This window comes from Streptomyces sp. SP17BM10 (genome assembly GCF_036322405.1).
Classification (GTDB): Bacteria; Actinomycetota; Actinomycetes; order Streptomycetales; family Streptomycetaceae; genus Kitasatospora.
The window spans coordinates 62,231-79,508 of the sequence record NZ_JAQYXB010000479.1 but is presented as its reverse complement, the minus strand read 5'-3'; the positions used below and the strand labels follow the sequence as shown (position 1 = coordinate 79,508).

Here is a 17,278-nt window from a genome sequence, read left to right as displayed (position 1 = left end):
GACCCTTCCCGCCGGCCCCGTCGCCGAACTGCTTGGCCACGCCGTCGGCCGGTACCTGCCAACCGGGCCCGAATCCCCTATCCGTGGGCCTGGTCGGTCCCGGGCTCCGCGGGCCACGCCCCCGCCCCGACGTCCGCCGTCCCGACGAGGACGAGTACAACCGCCCCCACCAGAGGCGCTGAAAGCTCCTCCTCCACCTTTAGCTGGTCGTCCAGGACGATGACCGGGCCAACCGCGTCCGGATCTGCGCAGGCCCGACATCGGCTGCAGGCTCTCGTCCGGCCCCTCCCCCAGGCCATCCTTGTCTTCGAAAATCCGGTCTCTCTCCGCCTCCGTCGTGGCCGGCGCCTCAATGTCCGCCCCGGGAACGTAAACGCCGTTTATGCACCGCGGATGACCGCGGACCGTGGACCCCCGGGTACTCCCCCACCAGGGCCTGGAGTCCTTCGCGCTGGCCATGGTGGGAGGTGCAGAGGTCGGCGCGCCCCGTGATCCTCCGCGCTGGCCCGTCGCCGAGCAGTTCGGCCACGCCATCGACCTGTACGAGCCCGCCGGGCCCGGTCCACTCTCCGTAGGGCTGGCCGGTCCCGGATCCCGCCAGCCCTCCCCCACCCCAGCATCTTCCTCGTCCCCCGCCACCTCCTCACCGGCGCGTCGTGGCGCCCGCCCGGCGATGAGTCGGCCGTGGTCCCCCTGGACAGCGGCGCCCGGTTCTACCTCACCCACCCAGCGAGATCCCGCAGAGACCCGTCTTCGGGATGCTCCTCCACGACGTCCTGCGCGACGACTACCCCCTGCCCAGCGCCCCCGGCACCCCCTGGAACCTCACGACGGCGCATTCAGGGACACTCTGGTCAGGTTGCCCGCGATCCGTGGCCCCCGATTGCGCCGGTATCACAACGCTGCGTGCTGCTCGTGAATGCGATGCGTGCCGACGGAACCACGTCGGTCTCCTCCGGCTACGCCGCCATCGCGGCCGGCGGCGGTTGACGCAGCGAGCAGCGGACCTTCCGCTTTTCCTGAGACGGCACGGTTGCGCGGGTCCGATGTCGGAGCCCACGGTTGCCGGTCATCCCGCGGCATAAACGGCGTTTACGTTCCCAGGGCGGTCGTCGCGGAGGCGGAGAGAGACCGGCTTCCCTGCGACGATGATCACGGCCTGGGGGATAGGCCGTACGAGAGCCTGCATCGGATGCTGGCGTGGGAGGGGAGCGGCCGAAGGGCGCCTCCTTGGATCCGCCGGCTGCCGCGGCCTGTGGCGATTCGTCAGCGATCGCGATGAGTAGACCTTTCCCTCCTAGCCCACGAAACCGCAGTAGCCCTCGGCGAGACTCCGCACGGCGTACATCCACGGCGACCGTCGGCGTCGGCCTCGCATCGCCGACTCCGGGACGACCAGGGTCAGAACGAGCCGGCGGCCTCCTCGCCTGCGTCACCCTGGATGCGCTCACCGGACCCCTGAGTCCGGCTCGGCGGAACCCCTATTGATCGGTTGCGTACCGTCCCGCCGGAATTGGGCTCGTCTATACACACCCGTTGAGGCACAGCACGGCCGCGCCCCGTCCCTCTCCGACCACGGCTTCGCGTTCCGTTCCCGACGCGTCGGCGACACCCACCTGACCCAGCCGCTCTTCCTGATCCACGACTGGCTGGACCTCTGGGAGTCGCTTCCCAGGAGAAGCGGAACCTTCAATGAGACCCCGTCTAGGCATGCTCCTCCCGCCCGCCCTCGGGCATAAGCGGCCGACTCCGTGCTCGGAAGGCGGGATGCGTGCGCGCGTCTCAGGCCGTGCCGCCTCTGCCGGCTCAGCGACTCGTACGGCACGGGTTCCACCGTGCCAACGCCCCAGAACGGCAGTCCCGCGCCTCAGACTAGTTGTCCTTCTGCGTTTCGGGTGCGCCGCTTTCGCTGGGCGCTGACCGACACCCGGGGGTGGCGACTGGCGCCTCTCGCGCCACAAGGCGGATACCCCGCGGTTGGCCACCGCTTGTACCTCCTCTGGGATCTGGCTGTCCTGTCCGCGCGACCTGTACATAAACGGCGTTCACGTTCACCGGATCCCGAAGTCGTTGACCACCGCTCCCGCGCCATGTAGAGGCCGTCAAGTCCACACTGCGGCCCGCACCGCTGAGGCGGTTCAGTTCAGCGGGGAAACCGACTCTTGAACCTGCCCCTTGGCCCGCCGGATGCGGCTGACCTTGGCGGCCTGACGCTGCGCGCCACCCGCTCCGCGCCGACCGCTTCGCCAACATCGGCCGCCGCTGGGCATCACGCCCGGCTCTCTGGGCCCGGGGCCGAGCCGGCGCATGGCGTCGGGGCACTGGGCGCTGGTCACGGCGGTGGCGGCCCGGACTTCTCCAGCCGTGACGGGATCGGTCACCGCCTGGTGCCTGGCGGCTTCCGGAGCGGCTGAGCCCGCGTCTGCTCGGCCATCGTTGATCGCTGGGGCATAAACGCCGTTTACGTGGACCTGCCCCGGGACGGCCGTGCACGGTCGGTGCCTGGCGGCAATCGGCAGGTCAACTCCACGTTCGGATACCCGGAGCATCGTCCTCCGTCGTGACGGCGACGGGCGGCGTGTCAGCTCGCCACGCTCGCGCGCCGCTCCCACGCGCCTCGACATAAACGCCGTTTACGTGCAGTGGGATCAGGTTGTGGATGACACACCGGCCCTGGTGTCACCAAATCAGCCACTAGCAACTAAGGTGACGCCATGGCATCTCCATACTCTGGTGGCGGCAGGGAAAAGGTGGCATCCAAGCTGCCGCCCTCGCTTCGTCAAGAACTCAAGACCCGGGCGGCCCAGCTCGGCATCGACATGCAGGTCGCCGTCACCGACGCCATCGAGCAGTGGCGCGCCCGCCCGGCCGACGACAACCCCGTGGTCGATACCGCCGGCGCCGAGAGCTGGAACACCTGGCTTCCCACCGGCCTCCCCGACGCGTTCAAGGCCGACTGCGCAGACCGCGACATCTCCTTCGTCCAGGGCCTCGCCCAGGCGATCCGTGTCTGGATCGACTCACACGGTGTCCCGCTCACCGACCTGACGATCCCGCAGTACACGCGTCGCTTCGTCGTGTGCAACCAGAAGGGCGGAGTCGGCAAGACCACCGTCGCCGCCGGCGTCGGCCAGGCCATAGCGCTGGGCCTTCCCCGCACCACCGGCGCCTCCGGCCTGCCCGAACTCGCCGGACTGCGCACCCTCCTCGTCGACTACGACCCGCAGGGTCACCTCACCTCTCAGCTCGGCGCCAAGCAGATCGCCCCCGGTACCGAGAGCCTGGTGACGCACATGGTCGAACGGGAGAGGACCACCGGGAGTCTTCTCGACCAGGTCGTCCCGATCGCGCCGGAGCTCTTCCAGGGCCGGCTGAGCCTGTTGCCTTCCAGCTTCGACGCCTTCCTGCTCGACTCGCGGCTCGGCTCGGTCCGCGGTCCCCGTGAGACCAGCCTCCAGCGCGCACTCGCCCCGCTCGAGCAGCACTTCGACGTCATCGTCGTCGACGCGCCCCCCAACCTCGGCCTCGCGATGGATGCCGGCCTCTACTACGCCCATCGCCGCAAGAACGAACCCGCCGGAGCATCCGGCGTAATCATCCCCGTCGAGGCCGAGGACTCCTCGGCCGACGCCTACGCCATGCTCGACAGCCAGATCCGCACCGTCAGCCTGGACTACGAGGTCGACATCGACCGCCTCGGACTTGTCGTCAACAAGTACGACAAGCGCAAGGGCTACGTGGCCACCCACTCCCTCGAGGAGTGGCGCTCGCTCGGCACACCGCCCGTCGTCGCCGTCGTCCCCGACCTCAAAGAGCAGCGCGAGGCCGTGCACCTCAAGCAGCCGCTGCTGATGTACGCACCCACGTCCGTCCAGGCGCAGCGCATGCGCGAGATCCGCAGGAGGCTCGGATGAGCATCGCCAAGAAGCTCGCCGGTGGCGGAGGCTCGTTCGGCTCGCTGGCGCAGGGCGAGCGCCGCCAGGACGAGGTCGTCGCGCGCAGCGAGGCCCTGGACGCGACGGGGCGGGTCCGCCGGTCCTCGGTCGCCCCCGTGGCCTCGGTCGTCTTCAACCCGCTCAACCCGCGTAAGACAATCAACGACGAGACGATCGACGAGCTGGCCGAGAGCATGAGCCGCGGCCAGATCGTCCCGGTGACCGTGGTCAGCCGGGGAGCCTTCCTCGATGCGCATCCGGAGCAGGCCGGGGCGATCGGCGACGCCGACTTCGTCGCGCTGGATGGCAATCGCCGTTTGAGGGCTGCGCAGCGGGCCGGGCTGGAGGTGCTGCGTGTCGACCTGAACGACGACCTCGCGGCCAGTGCGTCTGACCTGGTGGAGGCGGCGCTGGTCGCCAACATCCACCGGGAGGACGTGGCGCCGTTCGAGGAGGCGCAGGCGATCGAGCAGCTGGTGACCGACGTGTACGGCGGAAATCAGGCCGCGGTGGCGCGCAAGCTTGGCAAGTCTGCGGCCTGGGTCGGCCAGCGGCTGGCGCTGCTTCACCTGACGCCCGAGCTGCAGGAGCAGGCGAGCGCGGGGGAGTTGGCGATCGAGGAGGCCCGCAAGATCGGTGCGGCGGCGCGTGCAGGAAAGCTCACGGCCAGCGGCCAGCTGGAGCGGGCGGAGGCGGCGAAGAAGGCCGCGGCCCACAAGCAGGCGGTGAAGGCCGAAGCCAAGGCCAAGCGTGCGGCTCCGGCGCGACCGGGAGCCGCGTCCGATGCCCGGGCCGAGGCGTCGCCGTCGCCGCGGGCCGCCGGCGATGTAAACGCCGTTTACGCTGCCGGTGCGGAGACCGCGACTTCCGACGGCGGCCAGGAACGGGAGCGCGACGTAAACGCCGTTTATGCGCCCGCTGTCCCGGACCAGCGTGAGGCCCGGCCCGAGGGAGGAACGGGAGGCGGGCTCGGTCTCCCCAATTGGCAGGACCTGAACGGTGTCGCCGGATGGATTTGCAGATTCCTGACGCCGGACGAAGCGCGCGTTGTCGCCCAGACCGTGCTCAGCAAGGTCGAGGAGATCGAACAGAGCAGCGCAAGGGGCCACTGAGGTTCACGCTCGGGCAGGAGCCCGGTACCTGCCCTCATTGGTGGGTGCCGGGCTTCTGTCGTGCCTGGCGCTGTGGGCTTCGTCATTGCCACCACGGCCCGGGTGCTGCCGGCCGGGCTGGGCCACCAAGATCAGAGCCCCGTGCCGGCATGCCCGGCGGTGCAGGCACAGTGACGGCAGCCTTGTCACACGGCGTGTCTAGAGTGACCGGCAAGATCATTGGCACGTCGGACCGGGTTCTGCCCGGACGGATTGTGGGGGGATGACCTGGTGGAGCCGGGAGCCGGGGGAGCGGGCACAGTGGGTGATCCGTTGGCGGGGGTGGGGCCGCTGCGGTTCGGGATGAGCCCGCAGCAGGTCGCGGACGCCCTGCAGGGCGAGACCCCGGCCATCGCCGGGGACATCACCCGTTCCCGAAGGGCACCCCCTGGGAACGGGACGGGGACCCCGAGGAGTGGCGCGTCAACGAGGAACGCTTCGCCCGAGCTGGAGTCACCGCGCACGACTGGCACAAGGCCAACGGTCCCGAGCTGGCCGCGGTCACCGTCCATGGACGGACCGGGCCCCAGGTGCTGCTTGACGGCATCCCTCTGATCGGCAGGGCCCCGTCCAGCGCCGAGACCGACCTGATCCGGTACCTCGAGGACCACGGACCCGACCTCCGCTTCACTTGCGCCGGAGACTCGGGATCGAAGGGGCTCAACCTGTGGGTGCGCGCGGAGAGAGCCGGCGACGCCAGCGTCAGCGCCGCCCGGTTCTGCTTCGCGCACTGGGAGGAAGACAGCTGACCTCGAGAGGCCGTCCACCGACAGCACCGCCCCGCTGTCCCTGTACCTGGCGCTGAGCACCGTCCGGCGTATGCGCCTGTCGCAACACGCTCCGGGTACGCCAGCGTCAGCGAGCGTCCCGACGAAGCTCTCATGCGGCGGCGGAATCGGCCACCTGAGGCAAATGTGTCCTGGACGCGACAAGAAATTGGCCCCCGGAACGGGCCCTTCTGGCGCCTCGCAGGAGGTGGCCGGTATGCCGGGCTTCTCGACCCACTGGCAGGCCGCCAGCGAGGCCCACAGGGATTTTGATCATGCAGGCCGTTGCCGATCGATCAGGTGAGGGCCCGGAAACCGCCGACCCGGCACTCGTCGCACCGCCGCTGTCATCCTGGGCGTGATCTCATCGCCCCCCGCTGTCCGCCGCTGCTGACCTCGTCCTCCCGCGTTCCAGTCAGCGCCGGGCGAGCACCACGGCCGCAAAGGGCGGGCGATGTCAGGAGACCATCGGCGAGATCGAGGCGCTGCCCGCCGACGAGGTCGACGACCGGGACATCACCGTCGCGAGGCTGCTCGCCCAGGACGGCCGCCTCGACGATGCCATCACCGTCCTTCGGAAGATCCCAGGCCGTCAGGTCGCGACCGACCTCGCCACGCTGCTCATCCAGCAAGGCCACTGCGACGAGGTGATCGCCGTCATCCCCGGGCATCCAGGGACAGTGGGAGGAGGACCGGCGGTTCTGGGACGGGTTTTGGCAGCGCGGCCGGGCCGCCGAGGACGACGGCGGGTGCACCGACGACCCACCCTTTTGAGCCCGGCCGGGTGTGGTCCGTGCCCTGGTGCGCCGCGGTCCGGCCGACGGCACGCCGTCATGACGCGCCCGCTCGGACCTGCGGCTCCGTCAGCTGATGACGGGTCCGGCAAATCGCTTTCAATCGTGTTGTCCGCACCGATAGCGTGCGGGCCTGCATTCGCACACGTTTTCATTTCTCGGGGGACTCTTGTCTACGCCACCGCCCGCCCACCCCGTGACCGCCCCCGCACCGGCGGGGCAGCCGTATTACGGCCCGTCGTGCCGGTTCTGCGGCTCGGTGCCCGCCGTCGAGGCGACTTTCCGGGGGCATCAGGGGTTCCTGGTGATCATGCGGTTCCTGAAGCTGCAGGGCCCGTTCTGCCGTTCCTGCGGCATCGCTGTGCACCGAAAGATGACCGCGGACAGCGCCTGGCAGGGCTGGTGGGGCATCGCGTCCATGCTGATCAACCCGATCACGATGCTGGTCAACTTGCCCCACCGGGCCAAGGTCAACAAGCTGGGCGTGCCCGTCCCCGGCGCTCCCGGACAGCCAGCGGACCCGGGCAAGCCCCTGTTCCAGCGGGCAGCGGCCCTCGGGCTCCTGGTGCCGGTGCTCGTGGCCGGATTCATCTTCTACCAGGCCGGGAGTTCCCCCTCCTACGCCTCCACCGGTGACTGCGTGTACAACCGACACGTATCCACCGGCACGACCGACTCCCACGCGGACGTGGTGGTCGTGGGCTGCTCCGACCCGAAGGCCGAGGCCAGGGTCATCGCGCGGGAGAACGGCACCAGCGACGGCGAGGCCGCCTGCCGCACGTACGACGACGCCGACGCCTACTACACGCAAGAGGGCCCGGACCCGTACACCCTCTGCCTGCATTCCCTTCGCTGAACCACAGCTCGCCCCCGGCCGCCTTCAAGCGCGGCCGGCCACGGTGCGCGTTGGTGGGACGGCGTGGCTGCTGCCCGCAGATCGCGCCGACCACGGCCCTTTGCAGGCCCTCACGAAATACGTCACCGAGGACGGGGACAAGCTCGGCGCATGGATCGGACAGCAGCGCAAGTACTACACGAAGGGGTGGCTGCGCGAGCAGCACGTCACCGAGTTGGAAAAGCTGGGCGTGATTCGGGACGTCTACGACGCCCGCTTCTCCGGTGACCTAGCCGCCGCCCGCGCGTACAGGCCGAGCGTGGGCACCTGCGGAGCGCGTGGTTCACGGCGCGGCGCAAGGAGTACCGTGAGGGCAGCTTGCCGGACGAACGGATTCGGCGCTGCCGGTCATCGGCATGGAGTGGACGGTCCGCAAGAGGCCGCACGGCCGTCCCACCGAGAAGCCCCCAGGGCGGCGAACGGACAATCCTGATGCCCGTTACCTGGTCAGGACACCCTGCGCGGCCGGCTCTGTCTCGCCTCTACGCCTGGACCGCAAACGGCCAGCTGCGCTCCCGGATCTCCACCACGGGCAGCACTGCAACGCCCTGCAAAGCTTCGAGACTGCGGGCGGAACGGTGCAGCGGCTGTCCTTACCGGAGGCCGATGAGGCCCCAGCCGCGCACCTTAGCTCCGGCGACGACGTCGCCCTACTCGTGCAGGAGCGCGGCGGCGTCGTCGAAGGTGGAGGGCCGGCCGGCCCAGCCAGCGCACTCGGCGTCGAAGGGCGCGCGGAGTTCCTCCAGCCGTGGTGCGGCCGTCTCCCAGGCGCGGGCAAGGCCGGGAATCTCGTCCGGGGCGCAGAGCAGGAGCACCTGCGGGCGCCAGGGTGAGGGGTCGTCAGGGAAGCCGGCGGCCGGTGCGGGGCCGACATCTGGTGCCTCGGGGACGAGGGCGCCAAGGAAGTGGTCGAGGGCCGCCCGTAGGTCGGGAGCCGCTGATTGCCTGATGTCTTTCCAGGCGGCGGCCAGGCGCCAGTGAAAGCTGTAGGAGCCGGTGGTCCCGTACTGGTAGCGGGCGCACCACGCCGACTCCGACGGCCACACCCAGCCGTGGGGCTCAGCGACGGCGAGGGCGGGCGGGTCCGCATCGCTCCAGGGGACGGGAACGCGGTGTCGTCCAGCACGTCCAGGCGCTCTTGCGCTGGTATCCGGGCCAGCCGGTTCCAGTCGGCCATGACCACGGTGATGTCCAGTCCCATCCGCGCAGGTTAACAACCCGGTACGTGCGCCCGCGGCGGACATGTCGTGGACCCGAGACTTGCGCGCGACCCACACTGAGCTGACGGCGATGCCCTGCCGGACGTCCGCAGAGCCTCAGAAAGTGTTGGGTAATTGATCAACTGCCCGGCGTGAGGCTTGGACAGTGATCTTCGCGGTCACGTCGACAGGTGAGCGAGCCGCTCCTGCCGAAGCGGGACCTGCACCGGGCGGGCGGCTGTGGTGTCGGACGGTGTTGTAGCGGTGGGCCCAGCGGAAGACCGCCAGGCGAGCCTCACGCTCGGTGCTCTGGACTTGGCGGCCTTGAAGCAACTCTTGCGCGGCGCTCACCGCGCTGTTCCCGAGCCGACGGTGCCGCTGAGTCCTCGCACGCGAGCAAATGCATCAGGCCATTACGGGCAGCTTCCCTCCGGAACGGGCGCTGCTGGAACCACCGACGTCGAATCACCGGGCACGCCCGGCCACGATGCCGCCGAAATCGCTGGCACGTCACCCCCCCCGGACCGGTCAAGCCTTCGGGAGCGTTATCCCCAGCTCGAGCATGGCCGGCGAGGCTGGGCCGCCCTCGGAGCGCTCGGTCTTGTAGCCCTTGACACCCGGGGCGACGGTGCGTGGGTCGACAGCCTCGGAGGGGGCACCGGTGGAATAGAGGCCTTCGGGATCCTGGTCGCGATCGTGGGGCAGAAGCCAGAAGACGCGTCGGCGGAAGGTACCGGAGGCGCGGGAGGACTTGGCGTCGGGGCCGAGAGTCGCGTAGCCAACCATGCGGCCGTCGCGGTGGTAAGCGGGGCGGCCGCGGCGGGTGGTGAGCCGGTCAAGCGACTGGCGGACGTAGTCGAGGCAGGCGGTGTCTTCAAGCCAGACGAGGTCGGTTTCGTGGGCGAGCTCGGCCGGGTCGATCAGCGCGCTCACGCGTTCTGCTCCTCTGTTTCGTCGGTGATCAGGCCAATGCCCGGGTAGTACTTGCGGCTGTTGGACAGGACCATCTCCTTGGGAGAGGTCATACCCAGTGTCTCCCGAACTCGTGCGGCGAACGCACGGCCGGATACGGGATTGGCGCCTTCGAAGCCGCACCAGCGGGTGTAGGCGCCGAAGAGCTGGGACTGCTCGGCGCGCATGCCCTCACCGGTGGCGCAAGACTCCTTGAGGAAGCGGCCGACGTGGTCCTCGGTCTCGGCGTAGGCAGTGGTGGCGGTCTGGACGCGCTGGGGACCGGCTAGGTCCTTCTCGCCGGCAAAGTAGCGGCGGGCGCCGTCGATCAGCCAGGCGAGGATGCCCGGGCCCTCCTCGGCGACCAGGACGTGGGCCAGGTTGTCGATCTTGCGTTCCTCGGGGACGACCCGTTCGAACGGAATCAGCCGCATGCGGCGCCAGAAGGCAAATCCGCCGGTGCCCACCTCGGGACGGTGGTTGCCGAGCAGCCAGAGCTTGTGGGTCGGCTCGAAGGAGAAGAAGTCCTGGCGCATCCGACGGGCCTTGATCTTGTCGCCGCCGGTGAGGAGCTTGACCCGGGCCTCGTCGAAGCGATCGCCAGGCTTGAGCTCGGAGCAGACGATGATGCGGCGGCCGTGGAGTTCGGCGAGGTCGGTGGGGTGACCGTCGAAGGTCTTGGCCATGAGGAAGCCGGGCGGAGCCGCGTCCGCGTAGTCGCCGAGGAGCTGGATCATGACGTCCAGGAGGACGGACTTACCGTTCTTGCCCTGGCCGTAGAGGAAAGGCATGACCTGGGCGCCGACGTCGCCGCTGATCGAGTAGCCGAGCAGCAAGTGCAGGAAGTCGCGGGTCTGGCGCCCTTCCTTGTCGTCGCCGAAGGTGTCGGTGAGAAAGCGGTCCCAGCGTGGGGTGGGCATGCGGGCGGGGGCCAAAGTGGTGGATCGGGAGTGGTGATGGACCTTGGGGTCAGGCGCAACGACCGCACCGGTCCGCAGGTCGACGACCCCACCTGGGGTGCACAGGGCGTAGGCGTCGGCGTCCAGGAGAGCAGCGTTAAGGACCATTCCGGGGGCGGACTTGGCCTGGGCGAGCATGGCGTTCATGCCCGAGGTGGACAGGGCTCGCCGGCGGTGTCGGCGAAGGTCGGTGTTGGTATAGAGGCCGCGGGGGTCGTGGGTGGCGATGTTCTCGGCCATCTCACCGGCGGCCCACACGACGGTGTCGTCCTCGTCGAGCTGCCAGCGGTGGGTGGCCCAGCGGTACCAACCGATGCCGGGTACGTGGCGGTAGTCGCGTCCGTAGAGGTGGACGAAGAGCTTGGCGTTGCCGCGGTCGGAGAGGGAGTCAGGCAGAAGGCCGAGCGGGGTCGCCTCGGGGCTGCCGGTGGCCTGTACAGCCGCCTTCAGGGCTGGCTGGAACACACTGGCGGGCGCGGCGTCGAGGAGGCTCTCCTGGACGACCGTGCCGGGCCTGGGCGGCGGGGAGGGGCTGGGGACCGGGGGGTACTCCAGGATCTGCTGGGCTGCGACCACGGGATCGAAGACCGTCCTCTTGCCGGTGCTGTCGTTCATCCGCGCGCCTCCCTGACGTGCAGGGGCTGCCGGATGCCCGCGGCAAGGCCTGAGCGGATGACGGCGGAGCTGTGCCTGTACTGAGCGGGACGGGCCGTGCGGGCGGCGTCCAGAAGGAGCTGCTCAGCGGTGTCGTGGTTGAGGTGGCCAGCCGAGACGAGGCCTCCTGCGGTGAAGGCGGCACGGTTGAGCTTGGTGGTGAAGGCGGCTCCCTCCGGGGTGCTGGCGCAGTCGGTCACGTCCTGGAGGACGGTGTCGAGGATGCGCTCGACTCCTCGCTTCCCGCCTCCTGATGCCACGACGGCCTGTCGGCCACGGGCAGGGATGGCCGTCTGAAGGGCCTGGAGGGGCCTAGGAGGGCACTTGAGATGTCCGGTGCGAGTGAGCTCCTCACTGAGCCACTGAGGCAGCGGAGCGGGCGTTCTGGCCCCTGGGAGGACCTCGTACGTGCCGGCAGCTGTGACCGTGCCGGGGGCGACGATGTAACCGCCGTGCGCGCGGACGTCGACCTGCCAGGCAAGGGCTCTACCGCTAGAAGAGCCGGTGGAACAGGCGAACTGACGGTGGGTGTGGTCCTGGTACCAGATGTGCAGGCCGCCGGAGGGGGTCCGCACGCGCAGGGTGTTGGCATCAGCGGCCGGGTCCGGGGCACCGCGGAGAGCCGCCAACAGGGCGAGCGTGTGGTAGCCGTTCTCCAGGCCATCGAGGCTGACACCTTCGTGGATCGGGATGCCGGGCAGGATCCGGTCACGGGCCGGGACGGCGCTGGTGTGGCTGTCCACGTCGATAACGACCAGGCCTGCCGGGCCGCAGGCGACACCGGCCCCGAAGTCGGGGTTGGCGTGCCACCAGGCGGTGATGACGTCCTGGTCGAGGGTGGCGGCGTGGAAGCCGTGGCACCAGCGACCGGCCGCAGGGCAGGCACAGTCCGTGGGGGAGTGGGGGGAGTCCTGGCAGGGGGCACAGTTAGCGGGCGGCGTCTTGCGCCCCGGGGTCAGCGGGTGGACGGGCCAGCCCTGGGCGGCACACCAGCGGGCCACAGCCAGCGAGTCTGGCTGGCGGACCGTTCGGTCGCTCCCCACGGCCTTCGGCGCCGTCACGCTGGTCCCTTTCCCCACGATCGGTAGCTGCTCAAAAACTTGGGTCGCTCGCTGCGTCGCTTGGGGCAAACAGCCAGGTCAGAGTGCCGGTGAGTGCCCGATCAGCGACTGAAGCGACCGAAGTTCAGAAGATAGCTCACACAGACTAGCCGAGCGAGCACGCAGCGGCCGGGATCGGCTGGAGTCGCTGGCACCCCCCAGCGACCAAAGCCGGGGGCAGCGACCGAACAGTTCAGTCGCTGGTTTTGGGTGCTGAGCATTTTCGCAGGTCAGAGCCACTTTCCAAAGAACACAGCGACTGAAGCGACTGAAGCTCGGGTCTATAACGCACACACGCACACGCACGCACGCGGGAATGTCGTCATATACCTGACCTTGAGTCGCTTCGGTCGCTGATCCAGGGGCTACATGGGCTCTGACCTGGTCTTTTATCCAGCGACCGAAGCTCAGCTACTGAAGCGACTCAGTCTCTCCGCGGATCCTCTTCCGGCGTGTCGCGCCGGCTGCGGCTCCCTCGAGCGTCCCGACCTCAGTCGCTGAGTCGCTTCAGTAGCTCCGGTCGCGCGCCGCGTGAGGATGCTTTGGATGGCGTGTGAAGATGTCAGACAGCGACCGAAGCGACCGAACTTCCAGGGTCCGTTGTGCTCAACAGCCGCCAAAGGCCCGGCCCTACAGTGGCCGTCGCTTTTGCCCCTGGGACGCTGCTGGCCAGCGCCCTCAAGGTCCGCTACTTCAAGGGACGGCGAGCCTTCAGCTCCAGGCATCCCGTTTTCGCCGCAGACCGCCTCTAATAACGAGTAGTCGCACGATAGTGACGCGATCTTGATCGTGTGGGAGCCCCGCGTTTTGCGCGCTGGTATGTGGCGATGCTGGCCTGGCAGGATCGGCTCGTGATGAAAGCCTCGGTGACTATGCGCGAGCTTGTTGTCGGTGACTGTCACGCTGTACATGCCTTCGCCAGCCGGCCGGAGGCTTGCCGCTACCAGGCGTGGGGGCCGAACACCGAGGAACAGACGCGGAACTTCGTCCAACGCGCGGTGGATGCCCGGTTGCAGTCCCCGCGGACGCGATTCGTCTACGCGGCCTGCCTCGACGGTGAACCCGTCGGTATCGGCGAGTTGAAGGTTCGCAGCCTGGCCCACCGTCAGGGCGAGATCTCCTATCTCGTCCATCCTCGGGTGTGGGGTCGAGGCGTGGGCACAGCCATCGGTGGGGAACTTCTCGGCAGAGGGTTCGGGCTGATAGGACTGCACCGGATCTATGCGACCTGCGATCCTCGCAACGTCGCATCGGCCCGGGTGCTGGGCAAGCTCGGCATGACCCACGAGGGCCGGCACCGGCACACCGCGCGGATCCGGGACGGCTGGCGTGACTCCGACGTCTTCAGCATCCTCGACCAGGAATGGGCGCACCGGCTCGGGCCTGAATGATCGGGGTATCGGTGGCCAGGCTCCGGCAGCGGCCCTGGTGCCGGAGGGCGAAGAGCCGCGCGGGGTCATCTGGCGTGTGAAGTCAAGCTGGGCCCGCGCGGCCCGTTTCTGATTCTGCTCTGTGCGGGATCTCGAAGGAACACCTGGGTGCGCTGATCACCAAGTTGGCCGGGCCGTGGACCGCCGCCCGAGACTCTGAGCTTGCCAAACGGCGTGGCCATGGTCGACTGCGGGCGGCCGGGGCTGGGCCGGATCACCAGTTTGTCTTCGTGGACCGGGTGCTGGTGACCTTGGTGGTGCTGCGCTGGGCGCTGTCGCACAGGGTGCTCGCGGCGCTGTTCGGAGTCTCGCCCTCCATGATCGACCGGGCGGTCGGAGAGGTGCGCCCGCTGCGGGCCGCTCGCGGCTTCGCGGTGCCGGATCGGCCTGGGATCAGGCTCAGGACCCTCGCGGACGTGTTCGCCTATGCCCAGGCCGAGGGGATCACGCTGCGGATCGACGGTACCGAGGTGCAGGTACGCCGCCCGAAGGCGGGGCGGCTGGGCCGTAAGGCGTTCGTGTCGGGCAAGAAGAGGCAGAACACCGAGAAGGCCACGATGATCAGCGACGAGCAGGGGCGGGAGCTGTGGCTCGGGGCGATCCGCCCGGGCCGGATGCCCGCTGCCACCGCAGTACGCACCGAGGGCATCGAGGAGCAGCTGCGGCTGCACCCGACGGTGAAGGCCGAAGTCGATGCCGGCTATGCCGGCCTGGCCCGCGACTTCCCCGGCCAGGTCAGCGCCCCGCCGAAGAAACCATCGGCGGACGCCGGGTCGTCCGAGCGCAACTTCTACGACCGCGCGCCGCCGCCAATCCCAACGGCGGATCATGGTCGGGCACGCCAACGCAGAGATCAAGCAGTGGCGGTCGCTGCAACGCTGGACCGGCGAGCGCGACGACCTGCCTGAGGTCATCGCCGCAATCGGCGCCCTGGTCTCCGACCGCAGCGCCAAGCGCCCGACCCGCAGCAGGCCGAGCACGGAACTCGACCTCGTCCGCGCGACGGCCTGCTGATCCACCTCGAGCCGAACCGCCGTCTGCCGGATGCCCCCTTGGGGACACGGCCGTGCCTAAGGTCGAGGACTTCCTGAGGAGCCCGGCGGACCAATCGGGCGATGAGCCTGCGCCGCCCCGGTCCTGAGCCGACCCACCCATACACTGACGGTCTGTCGCACTCGAAGCTGCGACAGACCCTGCCGGCTTTCCCAAGTGCTGCCGCCGTACAGGGGCCGACAGCTCGGAATCCAGCTCTTCAGTCTGTGCGGCCAGCGACATCCCTTCCGTGACCGTGACAGGCGGCGTTCTGCGCCCAGGAAGCCCTCGAGGGTCTGCCGGTATCGGTGCCGTGATCTCGGACCCGCCGACCGGGGCGTCGGCGGGCGCTGCACTGCGAAGCCTGCCGTGTGGATGGGAGTCCTTTTCGCCCCGGATGGGAACCGGGGTGACCACGCTTGCGTCAAGATCTTTCGGAGTTGCCCCAGAGGACCGCCCTAGTGCGTCCTGGGGATGACGAGGCCCATGAGGCCAGCTGTAAATACTTTTGAATAATCGTCACTTCATGGGCACATGGGGCAGTGTCTGGATCTCGTGCCCGCGTTTTGACGACTGGAGGTCAACACAAGAGCAACACGACTCCCGCCTGATGGCCTGGACAACTCGTGGTCTTGTCGACAAATCGCAGGTGCCTGGCCTCTCGCCTGGCTAAAGGGACTGGCGTTCACCAGGGGGAGCGCGTCAGAATCACAGGGCACTGTGATGATCTAATGATCAATCAACTGGGCATGCGGAAGGCGCAAGGGGGACGTGGTGCGCGGCAGGATCTACCAAATCAGGACAGAAATGATCAAGCGATCGCATCGCACTACCGTGCAGGCCTTCGCCCTCGCGGGTGTCCTGGCGTTGGCGGCGACCGCTACCGCGTGCAGCAGCGGGTCCGACAAGCCCGTCGCGGCTGCAACGCCCTCGTCGGCCAGCCCGACCGCCGCGACTACGACGTCCGCAGCCCCGTCCCCGACGGCGGATCCGACAGCGAAGGCGACCACCGATGTCCTGGCCGCGTACAAGGCGTTCACCGACTATCAGGTGACGGCGATGACCACGGGCCACGCAGACATCAACAAGCAGAGCGCGGTGGCCTCCGGGGCTGCCTACCAGCAGCTGGGAGCCGAACTCTTCAAGCTCCAGCAGGCTGGGATCATCTTTAAGGGCACGCCTGTCAACCACCCGGAGATGACGGCGGTGGATCTGTCGGGAGCTGCGGGGAAGGCCACCTTGACGGACTGTGTTGACAGCTCCGGCTGGACTGCAGTCTTTTCCGCGACTGGCAACAGCGCTATGCCATCCGGCGCACCTACTCGCGTTCCTGTAGCTGTTTCGGCGGAGCAGATGCCTGATCACTCATGGCGGATCAGTCAGTACTCGCCGGACCGAGGGCGGACATGCTGAGGCGTCGGCTCGCGGCGGGCAGCATGACCCTGGGTGTGTCTGCTGCTGCCTTGATTTCGGCCCCCGCAGTCGCTGATGGCGGGCAATGCCCTCCAGGGATGGCGCCTGCAGGTGTGGCGTGCGTCTGGGTCGCAGACCCGGGCGCCCCCCCTGGGGGCAGTTCGGGAGGCGGGAACGGTGGGGGCAGTGGCGGGGGCTCTGGGGGAGGCGGCAGTGGTGGAGGCCCTGCCACCTGTACCTGGCAGGGGCAGACCGTCCCGTGTAACTCGCCTGACTGGGGCTGGTTCAACGCCCAGGACGGGTGTTACTACAATCTGATGAATCCACAGCCGGATCCCACCAACTGGGTGTGGGTGGGCCACCAGCCCGGTGACGGGGCCATCTACGGCCGTACCTGCCCGTTCGGTTACGAAGGTGACTCGGCGCCCAACGGTCCGGTATGGCTGCAGAACCCGCCTCCTGGCTTCGGCGGCGGCCCGACTCCAGCGCAGCTTGCGCAGGAGATCTTCGCCACGATGAAGTTCGACGTTCCCGACATCGGCACCGCGCCGGAGAAGGACGCGAAGGGCGTGATCGGGATGCCGGTTTGGCTCTGGGCGAAGTCGTCCCAGAAGAGCTGGGGTCCGTGGGTCGAATCGAAGTCTGCCGGCGGTCTGTCGGTCACGCTCACGGCGAAGGTGACGCAGATCGACTGGGCGATGGGCGACGGCGGCTCGCGTACCTGCACGGTGCCTGGTACCCCGTACACGCCGGACAGGGGGGCCGCGCAGTCGCCGGACTGTGGCTACCGCTACACCACGACCAGCGCGGGCAAGCCCGACGGCAAGTTCCAGGTCAGTGCTACGACGACGTGGGCTGTCCACTGGGAAGGCGGTGGCCAGCAAGGCGATCTGCCGGCGATCAAGAAGACCGCGAACACGGCGCTGACCGTGGGCGAGGTCCAGGTCCTCAACTAGTTCAGGTCCTCTCTGAGAGGTCCGCTCAGCTCCTCGGGTCGT

General features: G+C 68.8%; 13 protein-coding genes. 8 read left to right on the top strand and 5 right to left on the bottom strand.

Going from position 1 to position 17,278, the window contains the following annotated elements:
* Window positions 1–2,714: 2,714 nt before the first annotated feature.
* Entirely contained in the window at window positions 2,715–3,914 is a 1,200-nt protein-coding gene (locus tag PUR71_RS07255) for a ParA family protein (protein ID WP_329925513.1), read from the top strand.
* A complete protein-coding gene (locus PUR71_RS07250; protein WP_329925512.1) occupies window positions 3,911–5,047 on the top strand; it encodes a ParB/RepB/Spo0J family partition protein in 1,137 nt (378 codons plus the stop codon). The genes PUR71_RS07255 and PUR71_RS07250 overlap by 4 nt, the downstream gene beginning before the upstream one ends.
* Window positions 5,048–6,200: 1,153 nt before the next feature.
* Here the strand turns inward: PUR71_RS07250 and PUR71_RS07245 are convergent.
* Window positions 6,201–6,524: a hypothetical protein gene (locus PUR71_RS07245; RefSeq protein WP_329925511.1), complete on the bottom strand. Its 324-nt coding sequence runs from the start codon at window positions 6,522–6,524 to the stop codon at window positions 6,201–6,203.
* Between the two features lie 496 nt (window positions 6,525–7,020).
* Between PUR71_RS07245 and PUR71_RS07240 the strand changes: the two genes are divergently transcribed.
* Window positions 7,021–7,503 (top strand): LppU/SCO3897 family protein, encoded by a 483-nt coding sequence (locus PUR71_RS07240; RefSeq protein ID WP_329925510.1) that lies wholly within the window; start codon window positions 7,021–7,023, stop codon window positions 7,501–7,503.
* Between the two features lie 43 nt (window positions 7,504–7,546).
* Window positions 7,547–7,975 (top strand): helicase associated domain-containing protein, encoded by a 429-nt coding sequence (locus PUR71_RS41155; RefSeq protein WP_443077404.1) that lies wholly within the window; start codon window positions 7,547–7,549, stop codon window positions 7,973–7,975.
* A gap of 217 nt (window positions 7,976–8,192) precedes the next feature.
* Here the strand turns inward: PUR71_RS41155 and PUR71_RS07235 are convergent, their stop codons facing one another.
* The 4 genes from PUR71_RS07235 to PUR71_RS07220 all read right to left on the bottom strand — a co-directional run bounded on the left by PUR71_RS07235 (window position 8,193) and on the right by PUR71_RS07220 (window position 12,306).
* Window positions 8,193–8,588: a hypothetical protein gene (locus PUR71_RS07235; RefSeq protein ID WP_329925509.1), complete on the bottom strand. Its 396-nt coding sequence runs from the start codon at window positions 8,586–8,588 to the stop codon at window positions 8,193–8,195.
* A gap of 681 nt (window positions 8,589–9,269) precedes the next feature.
* On the bottom strand, window positions 9,270–9,674 hold the full coding sequence (locus PUR71_RS07230; RefSeq protein WP_329925508.1) for a DUF6009 family protein: 405 nt from the start codon (window positions 9,672–9,674) through the stop codon (window positions 9,270–9,272).
* The gene (locus PUR71_RS07225; RefSeq protein WP_329925507.1) at window positions 9,671–11,266 is read right to left on the bottom strand and encodes a DNA primase family protein; all 1,596 of its coding nucleotides are present in this window, start codon (window positions 11,264–11,266) and stop codon (window positions 9,671–9,673) included. The genes PUR71_RS07230 and PUR71_RS07225 overlap by 4 nt, the downstream gene beginning before the upstream one ends.
* Window positions 11,263–12,306 (bottom strand): bifunctional DNA primase/polymerase, encoded by a 1,044-nt coding sequence (locus PUR71_RS07220; RefSeq protein ID WP_329925506.1) that lies wholly within the window; start codon window positions 12,304–12,306, stop codon window positions 11,263–11,265. The genes PUR71_RS07225 and PUR71_RS07220 overlap by 4 nt, the downstream gene beginning before the upstream one ends.
* A 926-nt stretch (window positions 12,307–13,232) precedes the next feature.
* Here PUR71_RS07220 and PUR71_RS07215 point away from each other — a divergent pair.
* The 4 genes from PUR71_RS07215 (at window position 13,233) to PUR71_RS07200 (ending at window position 17,236) form a co-directional block, all read left to right on the top strand.
* Window positions 13,233–13,796 carry a GNAT family N-acetyltransferase gene (locus PUR71_RS07215; RefSeq protein WP_329925505.1) on the top strand — a complete coding sequence of 188 codons (564 nt, stop codon included), beginning with the start codon at window positions 13,233–13,235 and terminating at the stop codon, window positions 13,794–13,796.
* Between the two features lie 269 nt (window positions 13,797–14,065).
* Window positions 14,066–14,743: a transposase family protein gene (locus PUR71_RS07210; RefSeq protein WP_329925504.1), complete on the top strand. Its 678-nt coding sequence runs from the start codon at window positions 14,066–14,068 to the stop codon at window positions 14,741–14,743.
* An 898-nt stretch (window positions 14,744–15,641) separates the two neighbouring features.
* Window positions 15,642–16,280: a hypothetical protein gene (locus tag PUR71_RS07205; protein WP_329925503.1), complete on the top strand. Its 639-nt coding sequence runs from the start codon at window positions 15,642–15,644 to the stop codon at window positions 16,278–16,280.
* A gap of 317 nt (window positions 16,281–16,597) precedes the next feature.
* A complete protein-coding gene (locus tag PUR71_RS07200; protein WP_329925502.1) occupies window positions 16,598–17,236 on the top strand; it encodes an ATP/GTP-binding protein in 639 nt (212 codons plus the stop codon).
* Window positions 17,237–17,278 lie beyond the last annotated feature (42 nt).